Origin of the sequence: Nocardia sp. NPDC050435, assembly GCF_040655395.1 — a bacterium.
Classification (GTDB): domain Bacteria; phylum Actinomycetota; class Actinomycetes; order Mycobacteriales; family Mycobacteriaceae; genus Nocardia.
The window spans coordinates 236,584-261,665 of sequence record NZ_JBFAJW010000005.1 but is presented as its reverse complement, the minus strand read 5'-3'; the positions used below and the strand labels follow the sequence as shown (position 1 = coordinate 261,665).

General features: G+C 70.8%; 25 protein-coding genes. 10 read left to right on the top strand and 15 right to left on the bottom strand.

Translation table 11 applies throughout. The features are described 5' to 3' along the window. Window positions 1-5: 5 nt before the first annotated feature. Together AB0I43_RS17145 and AB0I43_RS17140 are read left to right on the top strand one after the other, a co-directional pair. Complete coding sequence (locus AB0I43_RS17145) at window positions 6-635, top strand: NAD(P)H-dependent oxidoreductase (RefSeq protein WP_356978403.1); 630 nt, start codon at window positions 6-8, stop codon at window positions 633-635. Between the two features lie 123 nt (window positions 636-758). Further along, window positions 759-1,697 (top strand): alpha/beta hydrolase, encoded by a 939-nt coding sequence (locus tag AB0I43_RS17140; RefSeq protein WP_356978405.1) that lies wholly within the window; start codon window positions 759-761, stop codon window positions 1,695-1,697. Window positions 1,698-1,716: 19 nt separating this feature from the next. Here the strand turns inward: AB0I43_RS17140 and AB0I43_RS17135 are convergent, their stop codons facing one another. Further along, complete coding sequence (locus AB0I43_RS17135; protein ID WP_356978407.1) at window positions 1,717-2,583, bottom strand: SDR family NAD(P)-dependent oxidoreductase; 867 nt, start codon at window positions 2,581-2,583, stop codon at window positions 1,717-1,719. Window positions 2,584-2,748: 165 nt separating this feature from the next. On the opposite strand from AB0I43_RS17135, the gene AB0I43_RS17130 reads away from it, so the two are divergent. Both AB0I43_RS17130 and AB0I43_RS17125 read left to right on the top strand, forming a co-directional pair. Then, window positions 2,749-4,074, top strand: a complete 1,326-nt coding sequence (locus AB0I43_RS17130; protein WP_356978409.1) for a deoxyribodipyrimidine photo-lyase — start codon at window positions 2,749-2,751, stop codon at window positions 4,072-4,074. 84 nt (window positions 4,075-4,158) lie between these two features. Then, a complete protein-coding gene (locus AB0I43_RS17125; protein WP_356978410.1) occupies window positions 4,159-4,740 on the top strand; it encodes a lipocalin family protein in 582 nt (193 codons plus the stop codon). Window positions 4,741-4,745: 5 nt separating this feature from the next. On the opposite strand, the gene AB0I43_RS17120 is transcribed toward AB0I43_RS17125, so the two are convergent. After that, a complete protein-coding gene (locus AB0I43_RS17120) occupies window positions 4,746-5,588 on the bottom strand; it encodes a MerR family transcriptional regulator (RefSeq protein WP_356978412.1) in 843 nt (280 codons plus the stop codon). Between the two features lie 98 nt (window positions 5,589-5,686). Here AB0I43_RS17120 and AB0I43_RS17115 point away from each other — a divergent pair, with 98 nt between their 5' ends. From AB0I43_RS17115 to AB0I43_RS17100, 4 genes are all read left to right on the top strand, one after another. After that, on the top strand, window positions 5,687-7,159 hold the full coding sequence (locus AB0I43_RS17115) for an SDR family oxidoreductase (protein WP_356978413.1): 1,473 nt from the start codon (window positions 5,687-5,689) through the stop codon (window positions 7,157-7,159). A gap of 58 nt (window positions 7,160-7,217) precedes the next feature. Further along, window positions 7,218-7,781 carry a TetR/AcrR family transcriptional regulator gene (locus AB0I43_RS17110; RefSeq protein ID WP_356978415.1) on the top strand — a complete coding sequence of 188 codons (564 nt, stop codon included), beginning with the start codon at window positions 7,218-7,220 and terminating at the stop codon, window positions 7,779-7,781. 88 nt (window positions 7,782-7,869) lie between these two features. After that, a complete protein-coding gene (locus AB0I43_RS17105) occupies window positions 7,870-8,904 on the top strand; it encodes a medium chain dehydrogenase/reductase family protein (RefSeq protein ID WP_356978417.1) in 1,035 nt (344 codons plus the stop codon). A gap of 26 nt (window positions 8,905-8,930) precedes the next feature. Continuing rightward, window positions 8,931-10,262 carry a carotenoid oxygenase family protein gene (locus AB0I43_RS17100; RefSeq protein ID WP_356978419.1) on the top strand — a complete coding sequence of 444 codons (1,332 nt, stop codon included), beginning with the start codon at window positions 8,931-8,933 and terminating at the stop codon, window positions 10,260-10,262. Between the two features lie 8 nt (window positions 10,263-10,270). Here AB0I43_RS17100 and AB0I43_RS17095 read toward each other — a convergent pair whose 3' ends face one another. After that, a complete protein-coding gene (locus AB0I43_RS17095) occupies window positions 10,271-11,509 on the bottom strand; it encodes a helix-turn-helix domain-containing protein (RefSeq protein ID WP_356978421.1) in 1,239 nt (412 codons plus the stop codon). Window positions 11,510-11,677: 168 nt separating this feature from the next. Here AB0I43_RS17095 and AB0I43_RS17090 point away from each other — a divergent pair, with 168 nt between their 5' ends. Next, complete coding sequence (locus AB0I43_RS17090; protein ID WP_356978423.1) at window positions 11,678-12,586, top strand: oxygenase MpaB family protein; 909 nt, start codon at window positions 11,678-11,680, stop codon at window positions 12,584-12,586. 9 nt (window positions 12,587-12,595) lie between these two features. Here AB0I43_RS17090 and AB0I43_RS17085 read toward each other — a convergent pair whose 3' ends face one another. From AB0I43_RS17085 to AB0I43_RS17035, 11 genes are all read right to left on the bottom strand, one after another. Continuing rightward, window positions 12,596-13,210 carry a hypothetical protein gene (locus tag AB0I43_RS17085; RefSeq protein ID WP_356978425.1) on the bottom strand — a complete coding sequence of 205 codons (615 nt, stop codon included), beginning with the start codon at window positions 13,208-13,210 and terminating at the stop codon, window positions 12,596-12,598. A 31-nt stretch (window positions 13,211-13,241) separates the two neighbouring features. After that, complete coding sequence (locus tag AB0I43_RS17080) at window positions 13,242-14,426, bottom strand: hypothetical protein (RefSeq protein WP_356978427.1); 1,185 nt, start codon at window positions 14,424-14,426, stop codon at window positions 13,242-13,244. Window position 14,427: 1 nt separating this feature from the next. Continuing rightward, the gene (locus tag AB0I43_RS17075) at window positions 14,428-15,144 is read right to left on the bottom strand and encodes a class II aldolase/adducin family protein (RefSeq protein WP_356978429.1); all 717 of its coding nucleotides are present in this window, start codon (window positions 15,142-15,144) and stop codon (window positions 14,428-14,430) included. 5 nt (window positions 15,145-15,149) lie between these two features. After that, the gene (locus tag AB0I43_RS17070; protein WP_356978431.1) at window positions 15,150-15,842 is read right to left on the bottom strand and encodes a dihydrodipicolinate reductase C-terminal domain-containing protein; all 693 of its coding nucleotides are present in this window, start codon (window positions 15,840-15,842) and stop codon (window positions 15,150-15,152) included. Next, window positions 15,839-16,102, bottom strand: a complete 264-nt coding sequence (locus AB0I43_RS17065) for an acyl carrier protein (RefSeq protein ID WP_356978433.1) — start codon at window positions 16,100-16,102, stop codon at window positions 15,839-15,841. The genes AB0I43_RS17070 and AB0I43_RS17065 overlap by 4 nt, the downstream gene beginning before the upstream one ends. Continuing rightward, window positions 16,102-17,532, bottom strand: coding sequence for a class I adenylate-forming enzyme family protein (locus AB0I43_RS17060; protein WP_356978435.1), 1,431 nt, complete (start codon window positions 17,530-17,532; stop codon window positions 16,102-16,104). Before AB0I43_RS17060 ends, AB0I43_RS17065 begins: the two co-directional genes overlap by 1 nt. Window positions 17,533-17,537: 5 nt before the next feature. Next, complete coding sequence (locus AB0I43_RS17055; protein WP_356978437.1) at window positions 17,538-18,632, bottom strand: acyl-CoA dehydrogenase family protein; 1,095 nt, start codon at window positions 18,630-18,632, stop codon at window positions 17,538-17,540. Window positions 18,633-18,658: 26 nt separating this feature from the next. Beyond that, the gene (locus AB0I43_RS17050) at window positions 18,659-20,869 is read right to left on the bottom strand and encodes an MMPL family transporter (protein WP_356978438.1); all 2,211 of its coding nucleotides are present in this window, start codon (window positions 20,867-20,869) and stop codon (window positions 18,659-18,661) included. A gap of 44 nt (window positions 20,870-20,913) precedes the next feature. Further along, window positions 20,914-21,354, bottom strand: coding sequence for an SRPBCC domain-containing protein (locus tag AB0I43_RS17045; RefSeq protein ID WP_356978439.1), 441 nt, complete (start codon window positions 21,352-21,354; stop codon window positions 20,914-20,916). 19 nt (window positions 21,355-21,373) lie between these two features. After that, window positions 21,374-22,612 (bottom strand): aminotransferase class I/II-fold pyridoxal phosphate-dependent enzyme, encoded by a 1,239-nt coding sequence (locus tag AB0I43_RS17040; protein ID WP_356978440.1) that lies wholly within the window; start codon window positions 22,610-22,612, stop codon window positions 21,374-21,376. 320 nt (window positions 22,613-22,932) lie between these two features. After that, the gene (locus AB0I43_RS17035; protein ID WP_356978441.1) at window positions 22,933-23,706 is read right to left on the bottom strand and encodes an oxygenase MpaB family protein; all 774 of its coding nucleotides are present in this window, start codon (window positions 23,704-23,706) and stop codon (window positions 22,933-22,935) included. A gap of 188 nt (window positions 23,707-23,894) precedes the next feature. Here AB0I43_RS17035 and AB0I43_RS17030 point away from each other — a divergent pair, with 188 nt between their 5' ends. Then, window positions 23,895-24,182 (top strand): hypothetical protein, encoded by a 288-nt coding sequence (locus AB0I43_RS17030; RefSeq protein WP_356978442.1) that lies wholly within the window; start codon window positions 23,895-23,897, stop codon window positions 24,180-24,182. 1 nt (window position 24,183) lies between these two features. Here AB0I43_RS17030 and AB0I43_RS17025 read toward each other — a convergent pair whose 3' ends face one another. Next, complete coding sequence (locus AB0I43_RS17025; protein WP_356978443.1) at window positions 24,184-25,014, bottom strand: SigB/SigF/SigG family RNA polymerase sigma factor; 831 nt, start codon at window positions 25,012-25,014, stop codon at window positions 24,184-24,186. Window positions 25,015-25,082 lie beyond the last annotated feature (68 nt).

Sequence of the window (25,082 nt, the reverse complement as noted above, 5' to 3'; positions counted from 1 at the left end):
CCGGTATGACCACGTTGCTTCATCTCGATGCCAGCCCACGCGCCGCGCGCTCGCACACCCGCAGCCTCACAGACGATTTCGTCACCCGCTGGGTGCGGCAGCACGCCGAGGTGACCGTGGCGCGCCGCGACCTGGGCACGCAGCCGCCGCCGCACGTCACCGAGGATTGGATCGCGGCCGCGTTCACCGCGCCCGATCAGCGGACGCCGCGGATGCGCGCGGACTTGGCGGTGAGCGACGGCCTGGTCGACGAACTGCTCGGGGCCGACGTCCTGGTGCTCGGTGTTCCCATGTACAACTTCGGGATTCCGGCCATGCTCAAGGCCTACATCGATCAGATCGTCCGGGTCGGGCGTACCTTCTCCTTCGATCCCGAGGCCGCCGATCCCTACGCGCCGCTGCTGCCGCCGGGCAAGCGCGCGTTCGTCATCGTCTCCACCGGCGACAGCGGCTATCAGGCCGACGGGCCGCTGACCGCGATGAACCAGGTGGAACCGTACCTGCGCACGGTGTTCGGGTTCATCGGGATCGACGACCTGCAGTTCGTCTATGTCGGCAACGACGAGTTCGGCGGCGATCGGCTGAGCAGTTCGCTCGCCGCGGCGCACGCGCGGGTGGCCGAGCTGGCGGCCTGACCGCGCCACCTTGGTGGCGATCCGCGCCACCTCCGGGGTGCCGCTCCCAGCACTCGGGGCCCTGGGAGCGGGGGCGCGGACGGCGGATGGTTGAGGGACCTTCCAGCGAAACCGGAGCATCCCATGCCGAGCACCGTCACCCTCGCCACCCCGGTGCAGCGCCGGGTGCCGACCAGCGACGGTGTGCTGCTGGCGGTGCGCGAGTACGGGCCGCGCGACGCCGCGCTCACCGTCGTTCTGCTGCACGGGCATTGCCTGCGCAGCGAATCGTGGACCGATGTCCGCGACGCGCTGCTGCGGCAGTACCCCGGCGCCCGGGTCGTCTGCTACGACCATCGCGGTCACGGCGCCTCCGGCATCGCCGCGCGCCAGACCTACCACCTCGAGCGACTCGGCGACGACCTGGCCGAGGTGCTCGACGCCGTCGCCCCCGCCGGCCCGGTCATCCTGGTCGGCCATTCCATGGGCGGCATGACCGTGCTGAGTTACGCGGCCCGGCACCCGCACCAGATCGGGACCCGCGTCGCGGGTGTCGCGCTCATCGCGACCGCGGCGAGCGGACTGGCCGACGCAGGGTTCGGCCGTCTGCTCCGCAACCCGGCCGTCTCCGCGTTCCAGACCGCCGTTCGGGTGGCGCCCACCCTGATGCGGCACGTGAAACTGCTGGCCGCCAAGGTTTTCGCGCCGGTCATCCGCACCGCCGAGTTCGGCAACCGCAAGGTCAGCCCGCGCGTGCTCACCCTGGCCAACGCGATGCACAACCAGACCCCCATCGTGACGATGGCGAGCTTCCTGAGCGCCTTCATGACCTTCGACCGCACCGACGCCCTGCCCCTGCTGTCCCGGATCCCGACCCTGATCCTCTGCGGCTCGGCCGATCTGATGACCCCGCCCGCGCATTCGGTCGCCATGGCCAACGGCGTCGACTACGCCGATCTGGTCCTGCTGGAGGGCGCGGGCCACTCGGTGATCATGGAGCAGCCGCACCACGTCACTGCCGCCCTCGCCCGCCTCCTGACCCGCGCCACCGGCACCCGCGCCCGCCTGACCCGCGTCGCCTGAGGCGGCGGAAAGTCCGGGGCTACAGACCTTTCCGGAAGAACTTGGAGCGGATGCCGTCCAGTTTTTCCGGGATGAGGTGATCGAGGATGGCGGTGACCCGGCCCAGAATCGGGGCGACGCGGCGGGGGCGGTCGATGACGGCGCCGGCGATGGCCTTGGCCGCCTGGTCGGGGGTCAGGGCTCGTGCGTCCTTGTAGATGTCGTTCGGGGCGATCATGGCTGTGCGCACCATCGGCATGAACACCGAGGTGAAGCGCACGTTGTCCGGGCGGGCCTCGACCTGGAGGTTGACGCAGAGCGCGTCCAGGGCGGCCTTGGAGGCGGTGTAGGCCGCGTAACCGGGCGCACCGGCCAGATTCGCGATCGAGAGCACGTTGACGATCGAGCCGAACCGGCGTTCCCGCATGCCGGGCACTACGGCGAGCATTAATCGCACGGGCGCCAGATAGTTCAACTGCATGGTGCGGTCGTAGTCGTGGAACCGGTCGTAGGACTCGTCGAGTCTTCGGCGAATGGATCTGCCGGCGTTGTTGATCAGGACGTCGACCCCGCCGTGATCGGAGATGACCTGGGCGGCCATCGCGTCGAGGGCCGCGAAATCGGTGAGGTCGCAGGGGTATACGTGCGGCTTGCCGCCCAGCGCCTCGACCTCGGCGGCGACCGAGCGCAGTTCCTCCTCCCGGCGCGCGACCAGCGCGACGGTGGCGCCCGCTCCGCCCATGCGCAGGGCGGTGGCGCGGCCGATGCCCGAGGAGGCGCCGGTGATCAGCACCGTACGTCCCGCCACCACGTCTTCGAGGGATTGCTTGCGCCGCAACCGAGCCAGGCTCAACTCGGTGTCGAGGCAGCGGACAACTGTGTGGAGGAACTCCCGAATGCCGAACATAGTGAGCGATGCTAATTTATGGAACTGACGCCGTATAGTGCTGAAATCGACGCCGCCCCAGTGCATCTCAGAGACCGGGATTGGGTATAGCGCTGCCCGGCGACGGACCCGAAACGCCGGGGCCCGTGCATCGTTTATGCATCGATGCACGCGTATGCTGACGCTATGTCGACCGCCATCGCGCTGTTCACCCGTGACCTGCGTCTGCGTGACAACCCCGCACTGACCGCCGCCGTTCGGGAAGCCGACGAGGTACTTCCCCTGTTCGTCCTCGACGACGAGATCATGGGCCGCACCGGCCACGCGCCGAACCGGCTACGGTTCCTGCTCGCCGCACTGGCCGAACTCGACGAGGAACTGCGCGACCGAGGCGCCCGCCTGATCCTGCGGCGCGGCCACACCGTGGACGCGGTCGCCGAACTGGCGGCCGAGGTCGGCGCGCAGACGGTGCACATCGCCGAGGACGTCAGCAAATACAGCCGGACTCGGGAAAGCGAGCTGTCCGAACGCCTTTCGGAGCTGGACTGCCGGCTGCGGACGCACCCGGCCTCGATCACCGCCATCGATCCGGCCGAGATGAAGCCGGACACCGGCCGCGGCCACTACGCGGTGTTCTCCCCGTACTTCCGGCGCTGGATCGAGACGCCGATGCGCCGCCCGCTGCCCGTGCCGGACAAGTTCCCGGTGCCCGATGTCGCGAGCGAGTCACTGCCCGCTCTCGCCGACCTCACCGATGACCCCGGCTCGCCCGAGCTGGCGGTCGGCGGCGAGACCACCGGGCGGAAACTGCTGGCGCACTGGCTCTCCGACGGCGTCGAGGGCTACGCCGAAGACAATGACAAGCTCGACGTCGAGGGCACCTCGCGGCTGTCGCCCTATCTGCATTTCGGCTGCCTGTCCGCCGCCGAGGTGGTCTTCCGCACCGATACCGCGACCACCGGCGGCTACGCCTTCGCCCGCCAGGTCGCCTGGCGGGATTTCTATCACCAGGTGCTGGCCGACCGCCCCGAGTCCGCCACCCGCGATTACCGGCCCGAGCGCCGGACCTGGCTGAAACAGCCCGAGGGCCTGAAAGCCTGGCAGGAGGGCCGCACCGGCTACCCGGTGGTCGACGCGGCCATGCGCCAGTTGCAGGCGCAGGGCTGGATGCCCGGCCGGGCACGCTTGGTGGTGAGCAGTTTCCTGAGCAAGACCCTGGAGGTGGACTGGCGCCTGGGGGCAGCGCATTTCGAGCACTGGCTGGTCGACGGCGATCTCGCCAACAACCGGATGAACTGGCAGTGGATCGCGGGCACGGGCACCGACACGCGGTCGAGCCGGGTGCTCAATCCGCTGCGCCAGGCCGACCGTTTCGACCCCGACGGCGCCTACGCGCGGCGCTGGCTGCCCGAGCTCGCGGACCTGCCCGGCGGCGACATCCACCGGCCCTGGCGGGCCGAGGTGCCCGCGTCGGTGTATCCGCCGCCGATCGTGGAGTTCCGCGGCATGTAGCGATGCATCGTTAGCGCATCGTTTCAAGGGCGGTTTGCCGGGTATGCCGTCCGCGTCGATCGGCTCACCGAATTCGGAGGAACGATGAACAGCACTCGCATCCAGCGGACGGCCTACGCCGTCCTGGCCGTCGCGCTCGGCGCCATGGTCGCCCCCGCCCACGCCGCGGCCGACCCGGTCACGCCCGTGCCCCGGCTGGAGGTGGACCGGTACCTGGGCACCTGGCAGCAGCTGGCGGCGATTCCGCAGCCGTTCAACCTGGTGTGTGCGCGCGACACCAGCGCGAATTACAGCCTGAACCCGAACGGCGATATCACCGTGCGCAATTCGTGCTCGACCTGGACCGGTGGCCGCAACGAGATCACCGGCGTGGCCAAGGTCACCGATCCGGTCAGCCAGGCCCAGCTCGCGGTCAGCTTCCGCGGCGAGGCCGAGCCGCGCACCAATTACGTTGTCACGGCCCTCGATCCGGACTACCGGTGGGCGCTGGTGGTCAATCCGGAGCGCACGGCCGGTTTTGTGCTCTCGCGCACACCCGCGCCGGATGCCGGGCAGTGGAACGATATTCGCGCCGCGATCGACGCGGCGGGCGTGGACCCGTGCCTGCTGCTGACCTCGCCGACCACCGGCGGCGACGAACGGATCGTGCCCCTGTGCACGGTCTGATCGGCTCAGCCGAGCAACTCCACCGCCTCGGCGAGCCCGGCGACCCGGGTGACCGTCGTGGGCAGGATCAGACTGTCCCAGCCCGGACCGCCGACGTAGACGGCCGCCTCCGCCGCCGCGCACTCGCGCAGCGCGGAGGTCAGCGCCGTGGCCTCCTGCTGGGACCACAGCAGCACCGCGGCGGGAGCGGGCAGGCGGTCGAGGGTGTCGCGCAGGGCCGTGGCCGGGACATCCGGGCCGAGCATGTGCGCGCCGACGCCGCGCTCGGCCAGCGCGGCGCGCAGCACCTCCAGCGGCAGCGAATGCGTCTCGCCGCTGGTGCAGGCGAGCACCAGCGGGATGGGCGGGCTGCTGGGCGGCGGCGCGGCCCGATGCAGGGCGGCGCTGATGCACCAGGACAGCAGATGCTCGACATCGACACAGCCTTCACCGCCGAGCTGGCGCGCGACGATGTCGGCGAAAGCGGGGCGGCACAGCCGATCCCACGTCTCGACTACGCCGTGGTCGCGCAGGTGCCGCTCCAGCAGCGCGCACACCGACCAGCTCTCCAGCGCGAAGGCCGCGGTCAGCAGCGCGGCCTTGTCGCCCAGCGGCAGCACCGGACCGCGCGCGACCGCGGCGGCGCCGGCGGGCGAGGCCCCGGCCCGGATCAGGTCCACCATCCGGGTGAGCACCGCGATGTCGGCTTCGGTGTAGAGCCGGTGCCGGCCGGGCCGCTCGGGCTGCGGGCCGATGCGGTAGCGCCTGGTCCAGCTGCGCAGGGTGGCGGTCGGGACGCCCAGCCGCTCGGCTACCGCGCGAACCGGGTAGCCGGCGGCGTCGGATCTGGGCGGTGGAGCAGCGGGCATGTCTCGATTGTGCCTCTTACGCCGCGCCGAGCCACCCCTACCCGGGCGGAGTGTCCGGTCGCGGAAGCGACTATCGTCGAACAGGAGAGGTGAGCCGTATGCGCTGCGTCGTGTTCGGAGCCACCGGATACATCGGTGGCCGGCTGGTACCGGAGCTGCTGAGCGCGGGTCATTCCGTGCGCGTCCTGGCGCGCGATCCGCGCAAGCTGCGCGATGCGCCCTGGCACGATCGGGTCGAGGTGGTGGCCGGCGATGTCACCCGCCCCGAGGACGTGCGGGCCGCGCTGGACGGCCAGGAGGTCCTGTACTACCTCGTACACTCGCTGACCCGCGCCGACTTCGACACCGTGGACCGCGATGCGGCGCGGATCGTCGCCGCGGCGGCCGACGCCGCCGGGTTGCGGCGCATGATCTATCTGGGCGGCATCACGCCCGACGACCAGACGCTCTCGCGCCACCTGGCCTCGCGGGCCGAAGTCGGCGAGATCCTGCTCGAGGCACGCACGCCCGCGGCCGTCCTGCGGGCGGCGGTGATCATCGGATCCGGTTCGGCCAGCTTCGAGATGCTGCGCTATCTGACCGAGCGCCTGCCGGTCATGGTGACCCCGCGCTGGGTGCGCAATCGCATCCAGCCGATCGCGGTGCGCGATGTCCTGTACTACCTGGTGCAGGCCGCCGGACTGCCGGACGAGGTGGACGGCGCCTTCGACATCGGCGGCCCCGACGTGCTGACCTTCCTGCGCATGATGCGCGGCTACGCGGCGGTGGCCGGCTTGCCGCGCCGGGTGATCATCCCCGTTCCGGTGCTGACGCCGTGGCTGTCGGCGCAGTGGGTGAACCTGGTGACGCCGGTGCCGAAGGCCATCGCGGTGCCGCTGATGGAATCCCTGATCAACGACGTGGTCTGCGCGGATCACCGGATCGCCGAGCACATTCCGGATCCGCCGGCCGGGCTCACCCCGTACCGCCGGGCGGTCGAGCTGGCGTTGCAGCGGATTCGCGACGTGGACATTCCCACCCGGTGGTCGGACGCCAGTTCGGCGGGCGCGCCGTCGGATCCGATGCCCACCGACCCGGACTGGGCCGGCGGTTCGCTGTATTCCGATGTGCGCGAGCAGGAAACGAGCGCGGACCCGGCGACGCTGTGGTCGGTGCTGGAGGCGATCGGCGGCGAGAACGGCTGGTACTCCTTCCCGCTGGCCTGGTCGGTGCGCGGATGGATGGACCGGCTGGCCGGGGGCGCGGGGCTGCGGCGCGGCCGCCGCGACCCGCACCGGCTGCGCGAGGGCGAGGCGCTGGACTGGTGGCGGGTGGAGTACCTGGACCGGCCGCGGCTGCTGCGCCTGCGCGCCGAGATGAAGGTGCCGGGGCGAGCCTGGCTGGAGCTCTCGGTCAGCACCGATCCGGCGGGTGTGACCCGGTATCACCAGCGTGCGCTGTTCGAACCGCACGGGCTCGCGGGCCATCTGTACTGGAAGGCGATCTCGCCGTTCCACGCGCTGATCTTCGGCGGCATGGTGCGCAATATCGTCGGTGCGGCCGAACGCACCAGCACGTCGATATCCAGCTGACCTGCCCGAACATGGCGGTCATTGCGCGATTCCAAAGAGTGAGTGTACAGTCACTCACATGACGAACCGAGCCACCCTCTCCACCTCCGACGCCCGCCGCGAAGCGGTCGTCGACGCGGCGGTCGCGGAGTTCGCCAAGACCGGCTTCCACGGCACGCCGATCAGCACGGTGGCCACGAGCGCGGGCATCTCCACCGCCTACGTCTTCAAGCTCTACCCCAGCAAGGTGGAGCTGTTCGTGGCCGCGCTGGATCGGTGTTTCGACCTCGTCCAGCGGTCGCTGGCCACCGGCGCAGGCCGGGCCGGGGAGGGCGATCCCGAGCGCGTCCTCTACGAAATGGGCGGCGCGTACGCGGAACTCATCGCGAACAAGAGCCTGCTCACCTTGCAGGTGCACGCCCTGTCCGCCGCCGATGTCCCGGAGATCGCCGAGGCCATGCGCCGCGGCCTGGGCCGGGTCACCGAGTACGCCAAGTCGCGCTCGGGCGCGGCCGACGCCGACGTGCAGCGGTTCATGGCCTTCGGCCAGCTCTGCCACCTGGTCACCGCCCTCGATCTCGATGACAACCAACAGCCTTGGGCCACAACTCTTTCCGCAGGGATCCGGCACGTGAAACCCTGAATCAGACCTTTATCGAGCCCCGCTCCCGGGGCTTTTCTTCGACCCATGGAGTGATTGACCAGTCACTCACTACGAAAGGAACGCGACCATGTCGACCACCACCGCTCTGGAGATCGTCCTGCCCGGCCGAGTCGAGCCCGACGGCCTGCTCGTCACGCACCGCGAACTGCCCGCCCCCACCCACGGCCAGGCCCTGGTGCGCGTGGCGGCCACCGGTGTCTCCTTCGCCGAGCAGCAGATGCGCCGGGGCAAGTACTTCGACCAGCCGCCCTACCCGTTCGTGCCGGGCTACGACCTCGTCGGCACCGTCGAGGCGGTCGGGCCCGACACCGACCCGGCGCTGATCGGCACCCGGGTCGCGGCGCTGACCAAGATCGGCGGCTGGAGCAGTCACGTGCTGCTGGCAGTGGCGGATCTGGTGCCGGTGCCCGCCGGACTGGATCCGGTGGCGGCGGAAACCTTTGTGGTGAACGGGATCACGGCCTGGCAGATGCTGCACCGCCGGGCGGGCGTGCGCGCCGGGCAGACCGTGCTGGTGCACGGCGCGAACGGCGGCGTCGGATCCACCCTGGTGCAGCTGGCGCGGCTGGCGGGCGCGCGGGTCATCGGGACGGCCTCGGCCCGCAACGCCGATCAGGTGCGGGCGCTGGGCGCCGAGCCGGTCGACTACCGGGGCGACATCGTCGCGCAGGTGCGCGCGCTCGCGCCCGGCGGCGTCGACGCCGTCTTCGACCACGTCGGCGGGCCCGGCATCGTCGACTCGTTCGGGCTGCTCGCGCCCGGCGGCACCCTGGTCGCCTACGGCACCGCCGCCACCAAGGACGAGTCGGGCAATTCCCGGCTGCCGGTGCTGCTGCTGATCGGCCGGCTGCTGCTCTGGAACGCGCTGCCCAACCGCCGCCGGACGCACTTCTACAACATCTGGGCCGGCAAGCGGCGCCTCCCGCGCTTCCGGGCCCGGCTCGCCGCCGATCTCGGCGCGGTGCTCGCGCTCGCCGCGCGTGGCGAGCTCACCGCGAAGATCGGCGCGCGGTTCCCGCTCTCGCAGGCCGCGCAGGCCCTCGCCACCGCCGAATCCCATTCCGTCACCGGCAAAGTCGTGCTCGTCGCCGACCCCCGCTGATCCACCCCGACCCGAGGGAGTCTCCCGTGCTGTCCAAGCCCTACCTGACCGGCCACTACGCACCCGTCGCCGACGAGGCCACCGCGCACGACCTGACCGTGCGCGGCACCATCCCGGCCGAACTCAACGGCCGCTACTTCCGTAACGGGCACAATCCGCGGCCCGGCGATGTTCCCACGCACTGGTTCAAAGGGGCGGGCATGGTGCACGGCCTGCGGCTGCGCGCGGGCCGGGCCGAGTGGTACCGCAACCGCTGGGTGCGCACGCCCGCACTGGACGGCGCACCCTACGTCCGCCCGGACGGCGGCGTCGATCTGACCGCCAGCGTCGCGGGCACGCACATCATCGAGCACGCGGGGCGCATCCTGGCCCTGCAGGAGGCCAACCTGCCGTTCGAGATGACCGCCGAACTCGCGACCGTCGGGCCCTACGACTTCGGCGGCAAACTCACCACCGCGATGACCGCGCATCCCAAGCAGGATCCGGTCACCGGGGAACTGCACTTCTTCGCCTACTCCCCCGTCGAGCCGCATCTCGTCTACTACGTCGCCGACGCCGCGGGCGAGATCCGGCACCAGCGCGTGGTCGAGGGCGCGGGGCCCGCGCTCATGCACGATTTCGGCCTGACCGCGAATCACGTGGTGTGGCTGGACATGTCGGTGGTCTTCGATCCGGCCGAGACCTCCGGCATCCCCTACCGCTGGAGCGAGACCTACACCCCGCGCATCGGCCTGCTGCCGTGCTCCGGCACCGGGCCGGTGACCTGGTACGACGTGGAACCCGGTGCCCTGCTGCATGTTTCCAACACCTACGAGGACGCCGCGGGCCGCGTCGTGGTGGAGGGCCCGCGCTACGACCGCGCGGCCTGGGAGACCTCGTGGAAGTGGTGGATCGGCGCACCCGGGTACCCGGTGAGCCCGAACGGCGGCGCGGTGCAGTCCCGCTACGTCCTCGAGCCCGGTCGTTCCCGCGCCCGCGAGGAGCTGCTCGACGACCTGGTCACCGATTTCCCGACGATCAACGACGACTATCTGGGCCGGCCCAACCGCTACAGCTACGCCGTCGCCTTCCCGGGGTCCGGCCACGACGGGGTCGGGATCGTCAAGTACGACAACGCCACCGGCGCTCGCCGGCTCGCTCGCACGGGCGCGGGCCGCATCCCCGGCGAAGCCGTCTTCGTCCCCGCCGCGGGCGCCACCGCCGAGGACGACGGCTACCTGCTCACGCTGGTCGGCGACGACTCCGGCTCCGAACTGCTGATCCTCGATGCCCGCGACCTCGGCGCGGAACCCGTTGCCGCCGTGCGACTGCCGCGCCGTGTTCCGGGCGGCATCCACGGATCCTGGATCGCCGACTGACCAGGCGCTCAGTCCCGCGGTTCCGCGGCCCACCGGTCGGGCGCACCGGCGAAGGTCCGCGAACAGCGCAGGGCGACTTCGAGTTCCAGCCGCCGCCCGCCGATATCGTGTCCGAGCAGCTGCTCGATCTGATCCAGGCGGTAGCGCACGGTGTTGCGGTGCACGCCGAGGGTGCGCGCGGTGGCTTCGATGCCGCACTGCTCGCGCAGATAGACGCCGAGGGTCTCGCGCAACCGGGTGGCGCCGGATTCGGCCAGCGCACCGAGCGTGCGATCGGTGAACGAGCGCAGCGCCGCGGCGTCGTGGCCGATCAGGTGCTCCAGTTCGATGTCGGCGAATCCGGTCACCGGGCGGCGGTCGGCGGTCAGGCGGGCGATGCGCTGGGCCGCCAGCGCCTCTCCGTGGCTGCGCCGGAAACCGTCGACGCCGACGCGCGGCAGCCCGGCGGCGACGCGGACACCGGGCGTGATCGCCCCCGAACCCGGTGCGGCGAGGTCGAATCGGTGGGGCGTGCGGATCCAGGCCCACACGGTGCGCGCACCACGCTCCAGCGTGAGCACGCCCCGCGCGGTCACCGCCGCGCCCAGCCGGCGCGCGTCCTGTTCGAGCCGGCCGGGCTCGACCTGCGCGGTGTCGACCCACAGCACCAGCGCGGTGTGAAAGCCGTCCAGCGCGTAGCCCAACCGGGTTTCGGCGGTGCCGAGGTCGTCGAACGCCCCGGCGAGGATCGCCCGCACGGTCTCCCGGCGGTGCGCGCGCAGCCCGGGTGGTTCCGGGTTCCGTTCGGCCAGGAACCTGACGCTGAGGATTTCGGTCGCGGTCCCCGCCCACTCCGTGACGTAGGTGACGACGCGCAGGATCAGCAGACGCGCTTCGGCGTCGTCCAGGTTCGAGCGCCCGATCTGCTCACTCAGCGCGGCGTGCACGGCGTGCTGGCCCGAGCGGCAGACGCGCAGCAGCACGGTCAGATCGGCGCCGCCGCGCACCAGCAGTTCGGTGAACTCGTGTGCGGCGCCGGGCAGTTCGACCGGTGTCCGGCCGGTGCGCAGGCCGGGCAGCATGACTCGCCCCAGCTCCGTGGTCGCCGCGGCGAGCGCGGCCCGCAGGTCGCTCGCGCCGATCTCCGGAACATCTGCCACGATGCGGTCGCACACGTACTCGACCAGCCGCGCGAGCCGGGACTGCTCCAGCAGGTCGTCGACCAGCCGATGCAGCCATTCCTCACCGGCCGAAACCACCGCGATCACCTCGCATCCCCTTTGAACGAGCGATAACTTACATCGTTTCACCTTCTGGTTCAACTAAGTCTGTGACACCGGCAAGCGCAGATCAACCTAGTGCAATCGTTAAGAATGTTCAGTAACATATTGGTTCGAGAGGCGGCACGGCCCCGGCCGTATCGAGAGAGGACGCGTATGACCACGACATCGGAGCGGTACGAGCCGGAGATCCTGCCGCCGCTGACCCTCGAGCAGGTGCGCATCCCGATCCCCGACACCTATCGCTCGCCGCGCAAACGGCCGGCGAAGCTGGCGGACTCGCTGGACTTCTGGATGTTCGCCGGGGCCGCGGCCAACGTGGCCATGCAGTTCTCGCATCCGGGGGTGGCCGCCGGGGTGATGGAGAGCACCGTCGAGTCCGGCGCGCTGATGGTGCATCCGTGGAAGCGGTTGCGCACCACGTCGTCCTATCTCGCGGTCGCGATTCTGGGCACGCCCGAGGAGAAGGCGGAATTCCGCGCGGCCGTCGATGTCGCGCATCGGCAGGTGCGGTCCCGGCCGGACTCCAAGGTGAAGTACAACGCCTTCGACCGCGAGCTGCAACTGTATGTGGCGGCCTCGATCTACATCGGCTTCGAGGACTCCCACCAGCTGATCAACGGCAAGATGAGCCCCGAGGAACGCGAAGCCTTCTATCAGGGCGCGGAAACCTTCGGCACCACCTTGCAGGTGCATCCGGACATGTGGCCGGCGACCCGGGCCGATTTCGACGTCTACTGGCTCGAGGCCTGCCGCCACGTGGTCATCGACGACGACTTCCGCGCCTACGTCAGCGATCTGCTGCACCTGCGGATGGTGGCCTTCCCGCTGCGGCTGGTCTTCGCGAACCTGCTGAACTTCCTGACGGTCGGTTTCCTGCCGCAGCATTTCCGCGACCAGATGGGGGTGGAGTGGTCGGCCGCCGATCAGCGCCGCTTCGAAAACCTCTTCCTGTTCGTGGGTTTCGTGAACCGGTTCATCCCGAGGTTCATCCGCTTCGCCGGCACCAAGTCGATGATGCGCGACGTCCAGCGCAAGATTCGCAAGCAGAAGGCGCTGATCTGAACCGGCCCGTCACCGGCCCGGGGGCGTCCAGCGGGCCGGAGTGACGGTGCGGCCGTATCCGATGTCCACCGGCTCGGCGATCTGCCAGCGCAGGATCCGCAGCATCTCCAGCATCTGCGGGGACTTCGCCTCGCCGTAGAGCGGAAGCTGCTCGCGGGTGGCCATTTTCATCAGTCGCCGGACCAGTACGGCCCCGCCGCCGAGGGTGACCGAGCCAGCGTAATAGGCGTAGAGGTGCGGGCTCGCCGGCTGGCTCGCCTCGGCCGCCAGCGCCATCCGGGCCGACTGGACCGTGCGCGACCAGCCGAGCAACACCATGACCGGGATCCGCAACAGCGCTGTCCACCAGGGGAATCCGCGCGCGGAGCGCCGGTAGACCATGGCGACGGCGGACACCTCGTGCCGCTCGTCGTAGGTCAGGGCCAGATAGCCGCGCAGGAGTACCGCGAGGGCGATCTCGCACCGGAAGATCCAGTGCAGCGCCCGGTCCGCGCGCGCGGCGCGGCGTGGTTTCAGCTCCACCCACACCGGGTCGTCGGCGAAGGCCGCCGCCAGCACCCGCGCGGCTTGCCGCCGGGTGGCGCGCGGCACCCGGCGGGCCGGGGCGATCGGTTCGATGGTCATCTCCGTGTGCCTCCACAATCGTTGGTCGATGTCATCCGTGTGCGCCCGGATACAGCGCGTCGCGCTTGGTTCCGTCGACCGCGCGGCCCAGCCCGAGCAGGTACAGGGCTTGCCGCCCCGGCTCCAGGGCGCGATTCCAGAACTCCGGCTCGATGCCGCCGATGCCGGTGACGGCCACGCCGTGCCTGGTGGCGCTCAGGTAGACGGCCTGGCCGACGACCCCGGCGGCGATCAGCAGTGATTGCCGTGGCCCGTCGATCGTCTGGTCCGCGCCACGCGGCGCGCTGAGGACGAGAAAGGCGTCGGCGCCGAGCAACTGCTCCTGCCCGCCCAGTCCGGTGAGCAGATCGCCGTCCGGCAGGTTCGCGCCGATGCCGGATCGGCTCAGGACACGCACGCCCGGCCAGCGCAGACCCAGCTGCGCGAGGACGCTGTGCGCGTCGGTAATCGCCTCCGCGACAACAGCGTTCAACACTTCAGCCGCCACGCCCGGCACGAACGCCGCCGCCGACCGGCGGCTGCCGACGGCGTCGCGGGCATGCCGCGGCACGGTGCGCACCCGGTCGAACCGGACCACGTCCTCGGGTCCGGCCGGGCTGATGCGATCGGCCCATTTCTCGAACGCGGTGCGCCCGGCTTGGATCCGGCCGTCGTCCACGCGGACCAGCCGCCAGTCCCCCGCGCCGTCCGGCGGTGGCTCCGACAGCGGGACGCGCCCGGCAGCGAGCACATCGCCGAGTATCGCGTCACGCGGCAGATCGAGTTCCGGGGCGGTAACCGATTGCGCGCCGGCGTCATCGGCGCTCAGCAGCGCGAGATTGAACACCGCGTGGCCGCAGTCGAGCAGATGATAGAGGTAGCCGCGCGGCCCGTACTTGCGCATCGACAACCACGGCCGCCCCACGAGCAGGCAGTGGTACTCCCCGGCCGCGAGCGGGAAGTCGTCCGCCGCCCGGACCACGACCTGTCTGCGCGCCGGGTCGACCACCGCCAGCGCGCCGGAACCGCCTGCGGTGAGCAGGATTTCGTAGGGGTAGGTCGCGCCCGCCGAGGGCACGCGCCGGGCCTGCGTGTCACCGCCGCGTCCGATCATCCGCTCCAGGCACACCGCCGCGGCGGCGATCGGGCCGGTCAGCGGCTCGATGCCCGCGATGGGGCGCGCGACCGGATCGATCAGGTCGGTCCAGGCCATCGGCGAGATCGCGATGGAACCCATGTCAAGTCCAGCTTTCGAGTTCGGGGTGGGTCCGCTGGACCCGGCGGCGGGTGTGCTCCCAGTACGAGCGCACCGACAGATCGGCGAAGATGTAGTCGCGCTTGGCGGCGACGTCGAGCGCGCTGGACACCGCGTAGGGGCGACCGGCGGCGAGCGCGTCGAGTTGCAACCGGCAGGCGCGCTCCAGCATGAGCGCGAAGACCACGGCGTGGCGCACGCTGCGACCGGCGATCACGCTGCCGTGGTTGACGAGGAAGACCGCGACGCCGTCGCCGAGACAGCGCGCTATCGCGGCGCCCACCTCGATGCTCAGCACGGTGTTGCTGGTGTCCCGGAACCGGTGCACCGCCCCGGCCAGCAGCGCGCCCTCGTGGCTCAGCGGCTCGAGTTCGGCGTCGAGCGCGCCGAAGACCAGCCCGGCCGGCGCGTGCGAGTGCACGATGCCGCCGATCTCGGGCCGGGCGGCGTAGATGGCCTGGTGCAGCGGTAGCTCCGGCGGCGCCTTGGCGTCCACCAGGGCCGCCGGGTCGACCCCGGCGGCGACGAAGTCGCCCGGGGTCACCTCGTCGAACCCGGTGAGCGCCCCCTTGATCGCGAATTCCGCGGCGCCCGGCCGGCGGCAGGAGATCTGGCCCTGGTTGAAATCGTCGTGCCCGCCCGCGGACAGTGCGCGGGCGCCGACGCAGGCTTGGACGACGAGCGGGGACGGCCCCGGCATGATCCTCACTCTCCTCGGTCCGGTTCGGTCATTCGGGTGTAGAGCTGGTCGGCGGTGTAGAAGCCCGGCGCCGAGCCGGCCAGCCGGGCGGCCAGCCGCAGCGCCGCGCGGGCGGCCGACTCCAGATCGCGCACCGCGTGGGTGAGTTCGAGGCTCTCGCCGCCCGTGGCGAACAGCACCCGGTGGTCGCAGACCCGCACGCCGAAGCGTTCGGAAACCACCTGCGCCGATTCGGGCAGCACGCCCGCCAGCCGGCGGGCCGTCGCCGAGGGCGCGTCGCGCTTGGCGGCGGTGTGCCGGTCGATCACGGTGATCTCGGCGGTCAGGTCCAGTGCGGCGGCGAGGCGGCCGGCGAGCTGCGCCGATCGAGTCTGAATCCATTGCAGTGGGCTGAGATTCGGGATGAGCGCGACCGGCGCGCCGGCACCCAGCGCGTGCAGCCGTTCGAGATCGGCGGGCGCGGGATCGGATACGCAATAGAGCAGGGCGCACCGGTGCGCGCGGCAGAATTCGAGCGTGCCGGTCAGGGCGCTGGGATGGCTGGCGTCGATCAGGACGGCCGGTGTGCCGGTGCGCGGCCGCCATCCCGTGGTGCGGGCGGTGGCGACCACGGGGACACCGCTGTCCGCACACGCCTGCCGGATCGCCGACCCCAGGCGCCCGGTCACGCCGACGATGCCGATGCTGTCGAGTGTCACTCGATCCCCTGGGCCCGCAGGTACTCGACGATCAGCGCCACGGTCCGCATCGAGGCCAGATCGTGCTCCAGGTCGATCTCGATGCCGTAGGTGATCTCCAGGGCGTCGACCAGGCGCAGGAACGACAGCGAGGTCATCCCCGCCTCGGCGAAGGTGTGTTCCGAACGCCCTGCGGTCGCGGCGTCCAGGGTGCCGTCGGTGGCGGTGGCCACCAATTCGGCTACGGCACGGGTGGTTTCGGCGAGACTGACAGTGGTCATCAGGAGACCTCCTCGGCGGATCGGAAGACGGCGGTGAGCAGGGCGAGCGCTTCGGCCGCACGCACCTTTCCGGTGCTGCCGCGCGGCAGTTCGGGGACCACGACGATCACCTCGGGCACCTGGTAGTCGGCCAGGCGCTCGCGCAGATGGGTTTTCAGGGCGGCGATCTCGACGGCGGGATCGGCGGCCACCAGCGCGCCCACGCACGCGCGGCCGCTGGGTGTGGTGAGTTGCGTGACGTGGCAATCGGCGACGCCCGGATACGCGCGAATCGGGTCGGCGACCGATTCGAGGGTGAACTTGCGCCCCCCGATCTCGAGGCCGGGCCGGGACCGGCCGGTCAGCCGCAACCGCCCCGCGGTGAAGACACCGGTATCGGCGGAGATGTAGCTGCCGTCCGCCGCGATCGCCCGTTCGAATTCGCCCGGGTAGTTCAGATATCGGGTGCCCATGGACGCCGTGCGGACGTGCAGCACCGGCAGACCGTCCGCCGGGCGGGGCTTCATCCGCACCAGCACCCCGGGCAGCGGCCTGCCGTGGGTTCCCCGCTGCGGCACGAGATCGACGGTGACCGGGCCGGTTTCGGCGAGGCCGTAGTAGTCGCATACCGGCCCCGACAGTTCCTCCATACGCGCGGCAACCGCATCGGGCAGCGTCGCGGCCGAGGACAGCCGCAATCGGATCGCCGCGAGCGCCGCGCGGGTTTCCTCGTCGCGGACCGGGTAGGCGGCCAGTCGTTCGTAGGCGGCGGGGAAGGCGACCAGGATGCTCGGCCGGGACGCGGCGATGTGCCGCAGCATGGACCCGCCGGTCGGCAGCGTGCCGGGTAGCACCAGTTCCGAGCCGGTGAGCAGGCTCGGGATCAGCGTCGTGTTGAACGCCAAGCCGTTGTAGACGCCCGCGAAGCACAGCGTCCGATCGCGCGGGGTGAGTTCGACGGCGGCGGCCCAGCCGGTCGCGGCGTTCAGCACCGCCTCGGCCGAGAATTCGATGCAGGCCGGTGTCCGAGTCGACCCGGAGGTGAGCCGGCAGAGTTCGGTGCCGGGCGCGGTGGCGGGCGCCGGACCCGCAAATCCGGTGCGGTGCAGCCCGGTTCGCTCATCGAGCGCGGCGTCGCCGGAGGTCTCGGTGATCAGCGCATCGATTCCGCAATCCCGGGTCAGGGTGTCGATCGTGGGGGCGGACAGGGCGGGGTCGGCCAGGACGGGCAGCGAGCCGTGCCCCAGGATCGCGAGCAGGGTCGAGATGTAACCGGGATAGTTCCGCGCGGCGAGCAGCATTCGCGCGCCGCCGCCGGGGAATTCCGCGTCCAGTATCCGCCGCTTGGCCGCGTGCTCGTCCAGCAGCTCGCCGAAGGTGCGCGCCCCGGTGCCGACCGGGGTCTCCGGGTGCCGCCGCATCGCGTCGACCAGCGTGTCGTACAACAACATTCGACTCATTCCCCCTCGGGTTCCGGGACGGCGTTCGCGAGTCCGGCCACGATGCTCAGGCGCTGGATTCGGTTGGTGCCCTGCAGGGTTTGCAGCAGTTTCGCCTGGCGCAGCCAGCGCTCCACCGGCTCGTCGGGCAGATAGGCGCTCGCGCCGAGGATTTCGACCGCGTCGCCGGTCACCCGGGCGACGGTGTCGGTGGCGAACAACTTGGCCTGCGCGCACGCCACGGTCGCGGTCACCGGGTCGCGATCGAAGACGGCGCAGGCATGGAAGAGCAGTTCGCGGGCCGCCGCCAAGGCGGTGGCCATGTCGGCCAGGGCGAACCCGACGCTCTGATGGTCGATGATCGGCTTGCCGAACCTGGTATGGGACCGGGCGAAACCCACCGCCCGCTCGAAGGCGGCCGTGCCCAGCCCGAGCGCGCACGCGGCCAGTCCGAGCCGACCCTGGGTGAGCAGGAGGTCGGTGACCAGCGCCCCGCGATCGCGCCGGCCGAGTATCCGGTCGGCGGCGACCTCGACATCCCGGAACGTGAGGGCGGACACCGGAACCGCGATCCCGTCCAGGTGCGGGAACGGCGCCGAGACGCCGACGCCGGGCGCGTCGGCGGGCACCAGGAAGGCGGTGATCCCGCCGAGACCCGCGTCCCGGGTCCGCGCGTAGACGATCAGTTCGTCGGCCGCCGCCGCGTGCGCCACCCAGTTCTTGTCGCCGTCGAGCCGGTAGTGCGCGCCGTCGCGGACCGCTTCCAGCGCCACCGCGCCCAGGTCGGATCCGGCGTTCGCCTCGCTCAGGCACGAGACGGCGAGTGTGCTCCCGGCCCGCAAGCCCGGGCCCAGTTCGGACCACAGCGACTCGGGCGCGTGCCGCCGAATCGTGGTGGCGCAGAACGCTTGCACGTGCACGGCCTCGGCCAGCTCCACCGAGTGCGCGGCGATCGCCGCCAGGCCCCGGCAGAACGTTGCCATCGGCCGGGCCGACGGGGCGAAGACCGGATCGAGGACGCCCGCCGCGAACAGCTCGGCGCCGCTCGCTCGTGGCTGCCCGGCGATCGAGGACACCCGCGCCAGCCACTCGGCGTCATTGGTGTCGAACATTGTTGTCCCCAGATCCATCGACGGCCTCAATGGGTGATCTCGAAGCGCGCCGACAGCGACCGCAGCGGTGCGGGTGTCCACCAGTTCCACGCTCCGGCCAGGCGCATGACCGCCGGCACCAGCAGCAGCCGGATCAGGGTCGCGTCGATCAGGACGGCGAGGGTCAAGCCGACACCCACCGCCCGGATGATCGCGACCTCGCTGGTGATGGTCCCGGCGAAGGCGACCACCATGACCAGCGCCGCCGCGGTGATCACGCGGCCGCTGCGCGCGGTGCCCACCGCGACCGCCGCGTCGTTGTCGGCGCGGGTCCGGCCGTTACGCCGCCGCCACTCCTCCTGGAACCGGGACAGCAGGAACACCTCGTAGTCCATCGAGAGCCCGAACGCGCTGCAGAACAGGACGATCGGCACCGTCGCGATGGTCACGCCCGTGGCCTCGGTGCCCAGGCCGCCGAGGTGGCCCTCCTGGAAGATCCACACCAGCGCACCGAAACTCGCCGACAGCGACAGCAGGTTCAGCACCACGGCCTTGATCGGCAACAGCACGCTGCCGGTCAGCAGCAGTAACAGCAGCAGGGTCGAGCCCACGATCCAGGCGAGGGCGGGGCCGAGCGCCGCCGCGATGCCCTCGGCCGTGTCGCGGCTCTGCTGACCGAGGCCGCCCACCAGGACCTCGGTGGGCGCGGCGACCGCGTGGACCGCGGACAGCAACCGCTCGCCCTCCTCGGAGTGCGGGTCGTGCGGGGTGAGGACCGCCAGATACGCCGGGCCGGGCAGCACCGGATCGAGTACGGATCGCCCGACGCCGGCGGCGTATTCGCCCAGCGAGCCCGAGACACCCGCGGCGCCGTCCAGCGCCGACAACCGCGCCGCGTACTCACGCACCGCCGCAACGGATTCCGGCCGGACCTCCGGCAGCGCCAGATAGATCGTGCCGGCCGCTTGCAGCGCGAAATCCTCGCGCACCGCGTCGCCGACCGCGTGCACGCCGGTGTCGGCGGGCAGCACGCGATCATCGGGCAGGCCGAGCTGGATATCGCGCAGCGGCAGGCCGAGCGCCAGCAGCGTCAGCACGATCACGGCGGTCACCGGCACCGCGCGGCGCTGGGCGAAGCGGGCCAGCCGGTAGAACCGGGTTTCCTCGATCGGGCCGCCGCGGCGGCGGTTGCGCTCGATCCGGTCCCCGAACAGCGCCAGCATGGCGGGCACGCAGGTGAGTGCGAGCAGCACCGACAGCCCGACCACCGCGATGCCCGCGATCGCGATCGACCGCAGGAACGTCATCGGGAAGAACATCGCGCCGGCCAGCGACAGCGCGACCGTCAGCCCGGAGAAGAGCACCGCCCGGCCGCTGGTCGCGACCGCCGCGACGATGGCGGCGGGCCGGTCGAGGCCGTCGTCGAGGAATTCCCGGAAGCGATTGATGATCAACAGCGAATAGTCGATGGACAGCGCGAGTCCCATGGCCATGGTGACGTTCAGCGCGAAGACCGACACCTCCGCGGCCAGCGCCAGCAGCGCGAGAATGCCGACGGTGCCGGCGATCGCGATGACGCCGGACACCACCGGGATGGCGGCCCCGATCCCGCTGCGCAGTAGCAGCGCCAGCAGCAGCAGGCTCAGCGGCACGGTGATCAGCTCCGCGCGCGCGACATCCGCGGTCGCGATCTTGTTCACGTCGTAGAACGTCAGGGCCTGGCCGCCCGCGGTGACCTCGGCGCCCGCTCGCTTGCCGATATAGCGCTCGGCCAGCCGATGCGCCGTGTTCATCGCGGTGTTGTCGTCGCCGCGCAGGTTGACGATGATCGCCGCGGTCCGGCCGTCGGTGCCGATCAGGGTGGCCGGGCCGCCGTCCCAAGGACCCTGTGCCCCTGCGACATCCGGGTCCGCGCGCAATTCCGCCACGATCTCGCGCCCGGCGGCGGGCACGGTGTCCGCCGTCGCGGTCTCCGGGGCCGTGACCAGCAGCACCATCTGCATACCGGTGAGACCGAAGTTGTCGGTCAGAACCCGTGCGGCACGGGAGGATTCCGAGTCCGCGTCGAGAAAGCCACCGGCGGAGAGCTTTCCGGTCAGCGATCCGCCGAGTGCGCCGCAGAGCGCCACCAGCACGGCGGCCAGCACCAGGGTCACGCGGGGTGCGCGCGAGGCGGCGGTGGCGAGCCGGGCGACGATCCCGCGCGGAGCGGGCGCCGATGCCGTGGTGGGTGGGCCGGATTCGTCGACGGCGACCATCGGTTGTCCCTCGGCTGCCCGAGTCGCCTCGGGCCGATCGCCGCTCACGACGCCCGCGTCGCGTAGGCGGCGAGGCGGGTGAGCGTCTTGTCCAATTGGGCACGGCCCTGCTTCTCGAGCGCCGCGGCCAGCAGGCCGGTGATGAGCGGGCCGCTGAAGTCGCCGCCGGCCGTCACCTCCGTGCCGGTGTCCGTCGGGCGCAGCTGATACACGAATTCACAGGTGACACCGGCCATCCCGCGACCGTGCAGGACCAGGCGGGTCGGAGCCTGCGCCTCGCGCACGGTCCATTCGACGGTGTTCGTCATGCCCAGCAGCACCACCTTCGAGGTCAGCGGCGAGCCCGCGCCGAGTCGTTCCGGCGGGTCGCCGACGAAGTGCCGGTGGATGGTGAACCAGTGCTGCCAGGTCACCGGGTGGGTGATCGTGTCGAACAGGGCGGCCGGCGTGGCGGGCAATTGCCTGGTGACGACTATCGTGCCCATGGGTCGGTTCTCTCCTCGGTCAGGCGCGCGCGGTATGCAGTGCGGGGCTGTGGGTTTCGGCGACGACGTCCGCGACGTAGGCGAGATCGGCGGCGGAATGCTGGGCCTGCACGCACAGCCGGAGCGTGGGGCTGCCCATCGGCACGCCGGGGAACACGCTGATGCCGCTGAACACGCCGCGCTGATAGAGCTGATTCCACTGCTCGATCAGCGCCGGTTCGTCGGCGACCGGGACCGGCACGATCGGGCCGACGAGATCGCTGCCCCACGGGGTGCGCGTCGCACCGCCCGCCGGAATTCCACGGTCCACCAGCAGGTCTCGCAGGTGCCGGGAGTTGACCAGCAGACGCTGGGCGAGTTCGGCGCCCTCGGCCGAGCGGATGACGCGCGTCGCCGCGAGCGCGGCGGCGACCGCCGCGGGTGCGGCCGAGGTGGTGAACTGGTAGCCGCGAGCGTGCGTGCGCAGGTAGTCGATCAGATCGCGGGTGCCCGTGACGTAGGCGCCGATCGACCCGATGCCCTTGGACAGCGTGCCCATGCGGATGTCGACCTGGTCGGCGACACCGTACAGCTCCACCGCGCCGGTGCGCCGCTCGCCGAGGATGCCGACGCCGTGCGCTTCGTCGACCATCAGCGCGGCACCGAATTCGCTACAGAGCGCGGCGATCTCGTCCATGGGCGCGATGTCGCCCTCCATGGAGTAGACGCTGTCCACGACCACCAGCGCGGGTGTCTCCGGCGCGGCCGCCAGCTGCGCGCGCAGTTCGGCGACGTCGTTGTGCGCGAAGCGGCGGACCGTGGCGGCGGACAGCTTGGCGCCGTCGTGGATCGAGGCGTGCGCCGACCAGTCCAGCAGGACGCGATCCCCCGCGCCCGCCAGCGCGCTCACCACGCCGACATTCGCCTGATAGCCGGTGGTCACCACCATGGCGGCCTCGGTGCCGTGCCATGCCGCCAGTTCGGCTTCCAGCTCGGTGTGCACCTCGTAGCTGCCGTTGGCGACCCGGCTGCCGGTGCTCGCCGCGCCGAATCGATCGATCGCGGCGTGCGCGGCCTCGATCACCTTCGGATGGTTGGCCAGCCCGAGATAGTTGTTGGAGCTCATCATGAGCCGGGCGCGGTCGCCGACACGGACGTGAGTTGTGCTGGCGGACTGCACTGTTCGGAATATCGGCGATCGGTCCAGCTGTTCGAGATCGCGGACGAGCAAGGTCATGCCGGCGAAATCCAGCCGGTCGCGGAAACGGTCCAGGGTCATGGATGTCCTTCGAAAGATGTTGTCCAGCAGAGCGTTCAGCCTCTTCGACAGGGTGGACTCGACCCCGGGGCCGTCGGCAACTCCACCTCGCCGACCTGCCCGTCGCCTCTTCGATGAGACGACTCCGACCGCTCACCCCCACAGCGGCTCGAACACTATGTTAATGGCAATTCTTGCTTGTATCGCGCTCTGAACTCGAGATATACGGTACTAAGTTGCCGATGAAGCTATAACAGCTGGCCGGACAGCGCAAGCGCTCGACGTCGCCGGTCGCCGACCAATGCTGTTGCACAGGAACATGTTTCAGTCATGCGCGCGCCCTAGAGGACGCGGGTTTGCAGCAGATACCGCCTGCGCCGGGACGAGAGCGCGGCCGTCGTGCGCACGGCCGCGGCGTAGGCGGTGAAGGCATGCCGATCGGTCGCATCGGGCCGGCTGTCGAACAACTCGGCCGCACGGGGATGCAGCAGCGCGCGCACCGCGAACGAGGGCACCCGCCGCGGCAGCCACGCGTCCGGCCGCAGCACCTGGGACGCGAGGGCGTCCGCGTGCGGTCCGCGGGTCAGCGTTGTCGCGCAGGCTTGTTCGAAGTATTCGATGAACTCCGGCCAGGTGACGGGCAGGTGCCGGTCGGAGATGCCGTGCCCGCGGAACCAGGCGCAGCATTCGGCGTAGAGCCGTTCGCGGCGCGGTGCGCTCAGCCCGCCGCCGAACACCTCCACCGAGTGCACGAGCGCGTCCACATAGGTCGCATGCTGGAAGAGGAAGATCTCCGGATGCAGCGCGTGATAGCGCCGCCCGAAACCGTCGACGCCCCTGAGGTGCTCGTGCCCGTTCCGGATGACCGGCGCGGCGTCGCGGCCGCTGTAGACCAGGTAGATCATCTGCGAGACGGTGCGCTTCTTGTGATGCCACAACCGGCTGCTCGCATGCTCGGCCAGCGCGGCCCCGATCGCGGGGTGCAACGCCTGCAAGGCGATCGCACGCGGCAGCGTCAGCACGAACCGGCGATCGCCGAGGTGCTGCCGCAGCAGCGAATCCTCGTGCGGCCCAGGGCGGTCCTTCGCTTTCGCAGGGTAATGCGCAGATGACACGCTAAGTTCCTCACAGTTCCGAAGGATATGCACGGTGTATACCATTGACATTGGTGTCACACACCTTCTAAGTTACTGAGAATTCTAGTATTATCGCAAGGATAGACCGGTGCGGATCAGACAGTGCGTCGGCGGGGCCTGCCCCAACTCCGCCCTGGACCGGCCGCCGGGGATTATCGTCCTAGGGCATGGCGACCAGGGATGTCACGGTGACCGTGTCCATGGACGACGCCCAGTGGGGCAACCTCGTCGACGCGGCGGAATGCGCGGGCATGAGCGTGGAGGCGTATCTGAGCTGGGGGGTGCGGATGGTGGCGGCACAGGCGGGGCCGGGGAAGAATCTCGCGGGCGCGGCCCGCGGGCAGCGTCCCGTGCGGCGCAAGCGGGCCGCGGTCACCGAACCCGCCGAATCGGCTTGGACCGAAAGCTTTTCCGAACGGCTGTCGCTGCGCGCGGAGCCGTACCGGGAGGTCTGAGTCAGCGGGCGGGCACCGCTTCCGGCGGCGCGAACGCCTGTGTCCGGATGTGGGCGAGGATGCGCGCGAGCACGCGGGAGACCTGCATCTGCGAGATCTCGAGACGCTCGGCGATCTGCTGCTGGGTGAGCGAATCGCAGAAGCGCCAGATCAGGATCTGCCGGTCGCGCTCGGGCAGTTCCGCGATGAGCGGCCGGACACTGAGCGCGTCCTCGATCAGGCCGTAGCAGTGCTCGTCGGCGCCGATCCGCTCGACCAGCGGCAGCGCCGCGCCGGACTCGTCGGGGACGGTGGCATCCAGGGAATCGGCCTGATAGCAGTTCGCCGCCAGCATCCCCTGAGTGATCGTGGCGAGATCGGTGCCGAGTTCCGTGGCGAGCTCCCGCATGCTCGGGGTGCGGCCCATGCGCTGGGCGAACGCCTCGATCGCGGGCGCGAGCAGGCTCTGCGTCTCCTTGACCGTACGGTTGACCCGCACCGGCCAGGTCCGATCCCGGAAATGGCGGCGCACTTCGCCCATGATCGTCGGGACGGCGAAGGCGAGGAATCCGGACCCGCGCGCGGGGTCGAACCGGTCGACGGCGTGCAGCAGGCCGACCCGCGCGACCTGGAGCAGGTCGTCGAAAGCCTCACCGCGCCCAGCGAATCGGCGCGCGATGTGCTCGGCCAGCGGCAGCCCCAGATGGATGATCCGCGCGCGCAGCTCCTGCCCCGCGGCGGTCGCGGCGCCGAGGTCGGCCAGCTCGGCGAGCAGCGGCTCCAGGTGTTCATACCTGTCGTCCCGCGTGCGCCCGGGCTCGAGTTCGCCATGAACGACTCGCGAACCTGTCATGGACAACCTCCTCGCCCTCGCCTGTGGCCCGTGGATCCGATTCGTTTGCCAGGCTAGGCGTGGTCGAG

Coding starts and splice junctions, on each gene's coding strand:
- AB0I43_RS17130 (WP_356978409.1), top strand. CDS start 2,749: ATGTCGACCGCCATCGCGCTGTTCACCCGTGACCTGCGTCTGCGTGAC.
- AB0I43_RS17030 (WP_356978442.1), top strand. CDS start 23,895: ATGGCGACCAGGGATGTCACGGTGACCGTGTCCATGGACGACGCCCAG.
- AB0I43_RS17135 (WP_356978407.1), bottom strand. CDS start 2,583: ATGTTCGGCATTCGGGAGTTCCTCCACACAGTTGTCCGCTGCCTCGAC.
- AB0I43_RS17125 (WP_356978410.1), top strand. CDS start 4,159: ATGAACAGCACTCGCATCCAGCGGACGGCCTACGCCGTCCTGGCCGTC.
- AB0I43_RS17075 (WP_356978429.1), bottom strand. CDS start 15,144: ATGCCGGGGCCGTCCCCGCTCGTCGTCCAAGCCTGCGTCGGCGCCCGC.
- AB0I43_RS17080 (WP_356978427.1), bottom strand. CDS start 14,426: ATGGGTTCCATCGCGATCTCGCCGATGGCCTGGACCGACCTGATCGAT.
- AB0I43_RS17040 (WP_356978440.1), bottom strand. CDS start 22,612: ATGACCCTGGACCGTTTCCGCGACCGGCTGGATTTCGCCGGCATGACC.
- AB0I43_RS17085 (WP_356978425.1), bottom strand. CDS start 13,210: ATGACCATCGAACCGATCGCCCCGGCCCGCCGGGTGCCGCGCGCCACC.
- AB0I43_RS17045 (WP_356978439.1), bottom strand. CDS start 21,354: ATGGGCACGATAGTCGTCACCAGGCAATTGCCCGCCACGCCGGCCGCC.
- AB0I43_RS17065 (WP_356978433.1), bottom strand. CDS start 16,102: ATGACCACTGTCAGTCTCGCCGAAACCACCCGTGCCGTAGCCGAATTG.
- AB0I43_RS17145 (WP_356978403.1), top strand. CDS start 6: ATGACCACGTTGCTTCATCTCGATGCCAGCCCACGCGCCGCGCGCTCG.
- AB0I43_RS17050 (WP_356978438.1), bottom strand. CDS start 20,869: ATGGTCGCCGTCGACGAATCCGGCCCACCCACCACGGCATCGGCGCCC.
- AB0I43_RS17115 (WP_356978413.1), top strand. CDS start 5,687: ATGCGCTGCGTCGTGTTCGGAGCCACCGGATACATCGGTGGCCGGCTG.
- AB0I43_RS17110 (WP_356978415.1), top strand. CDS start 7,218: ATGACGAACCGAGCCACCCTCTCCACCTCCGACGCCCGCCGCGAAGCG.
- AB0I43_RS17120 (WP_356978412.1), bottom strand. CDS start 5,588: ATGCCCGCTGCTCCACCGCCCAGATCCGACGCCGCCGGCTACCCGGTT.
- AB0I43_RS17060 (WP_356978435.1), bottom strand. CDS start 17,532: ATGTTGTTGTACGACACGCTGGTCGACGCGATGCGGCGGCACCCGGAG.
- AB0I43_RS17105 (WP_356978417.1), top strand. CDS start 7,870: ATGTCGACCACCACCGCTCTGGAGATCGTCCTGCCCGGCCGAGTCGAG.
- AB0I43_RS17055 (WP_356978437.1), bottom strand. CDS start 18,632: ATGTTCGACACCAATGACGCCGAGTGGCTGGCGCGGGTGTCCTCGATC.
- AB0I43_RS17140 (WP_356978405.1), top strand. CDS start 759: ATGCCGAGCACCGTCACCCTCGCCACCCCGGTGCAGCGCCGGGTGCCG.
- AB0I43_RS17090 (WP_356978423.1), top strand. CDS start 11,678: ATGACCACGACATCGGAGCGGTACGAGCCGGAGATCCTGCCGCCGCTG.
- AB0I43_RS17025 (WP_356978443.1), bottom strand. CDS start 25,014: ATGACAGGTTCGCGAGTCGTTCATGGCGAACTCGAGCCCGGGCGCACG.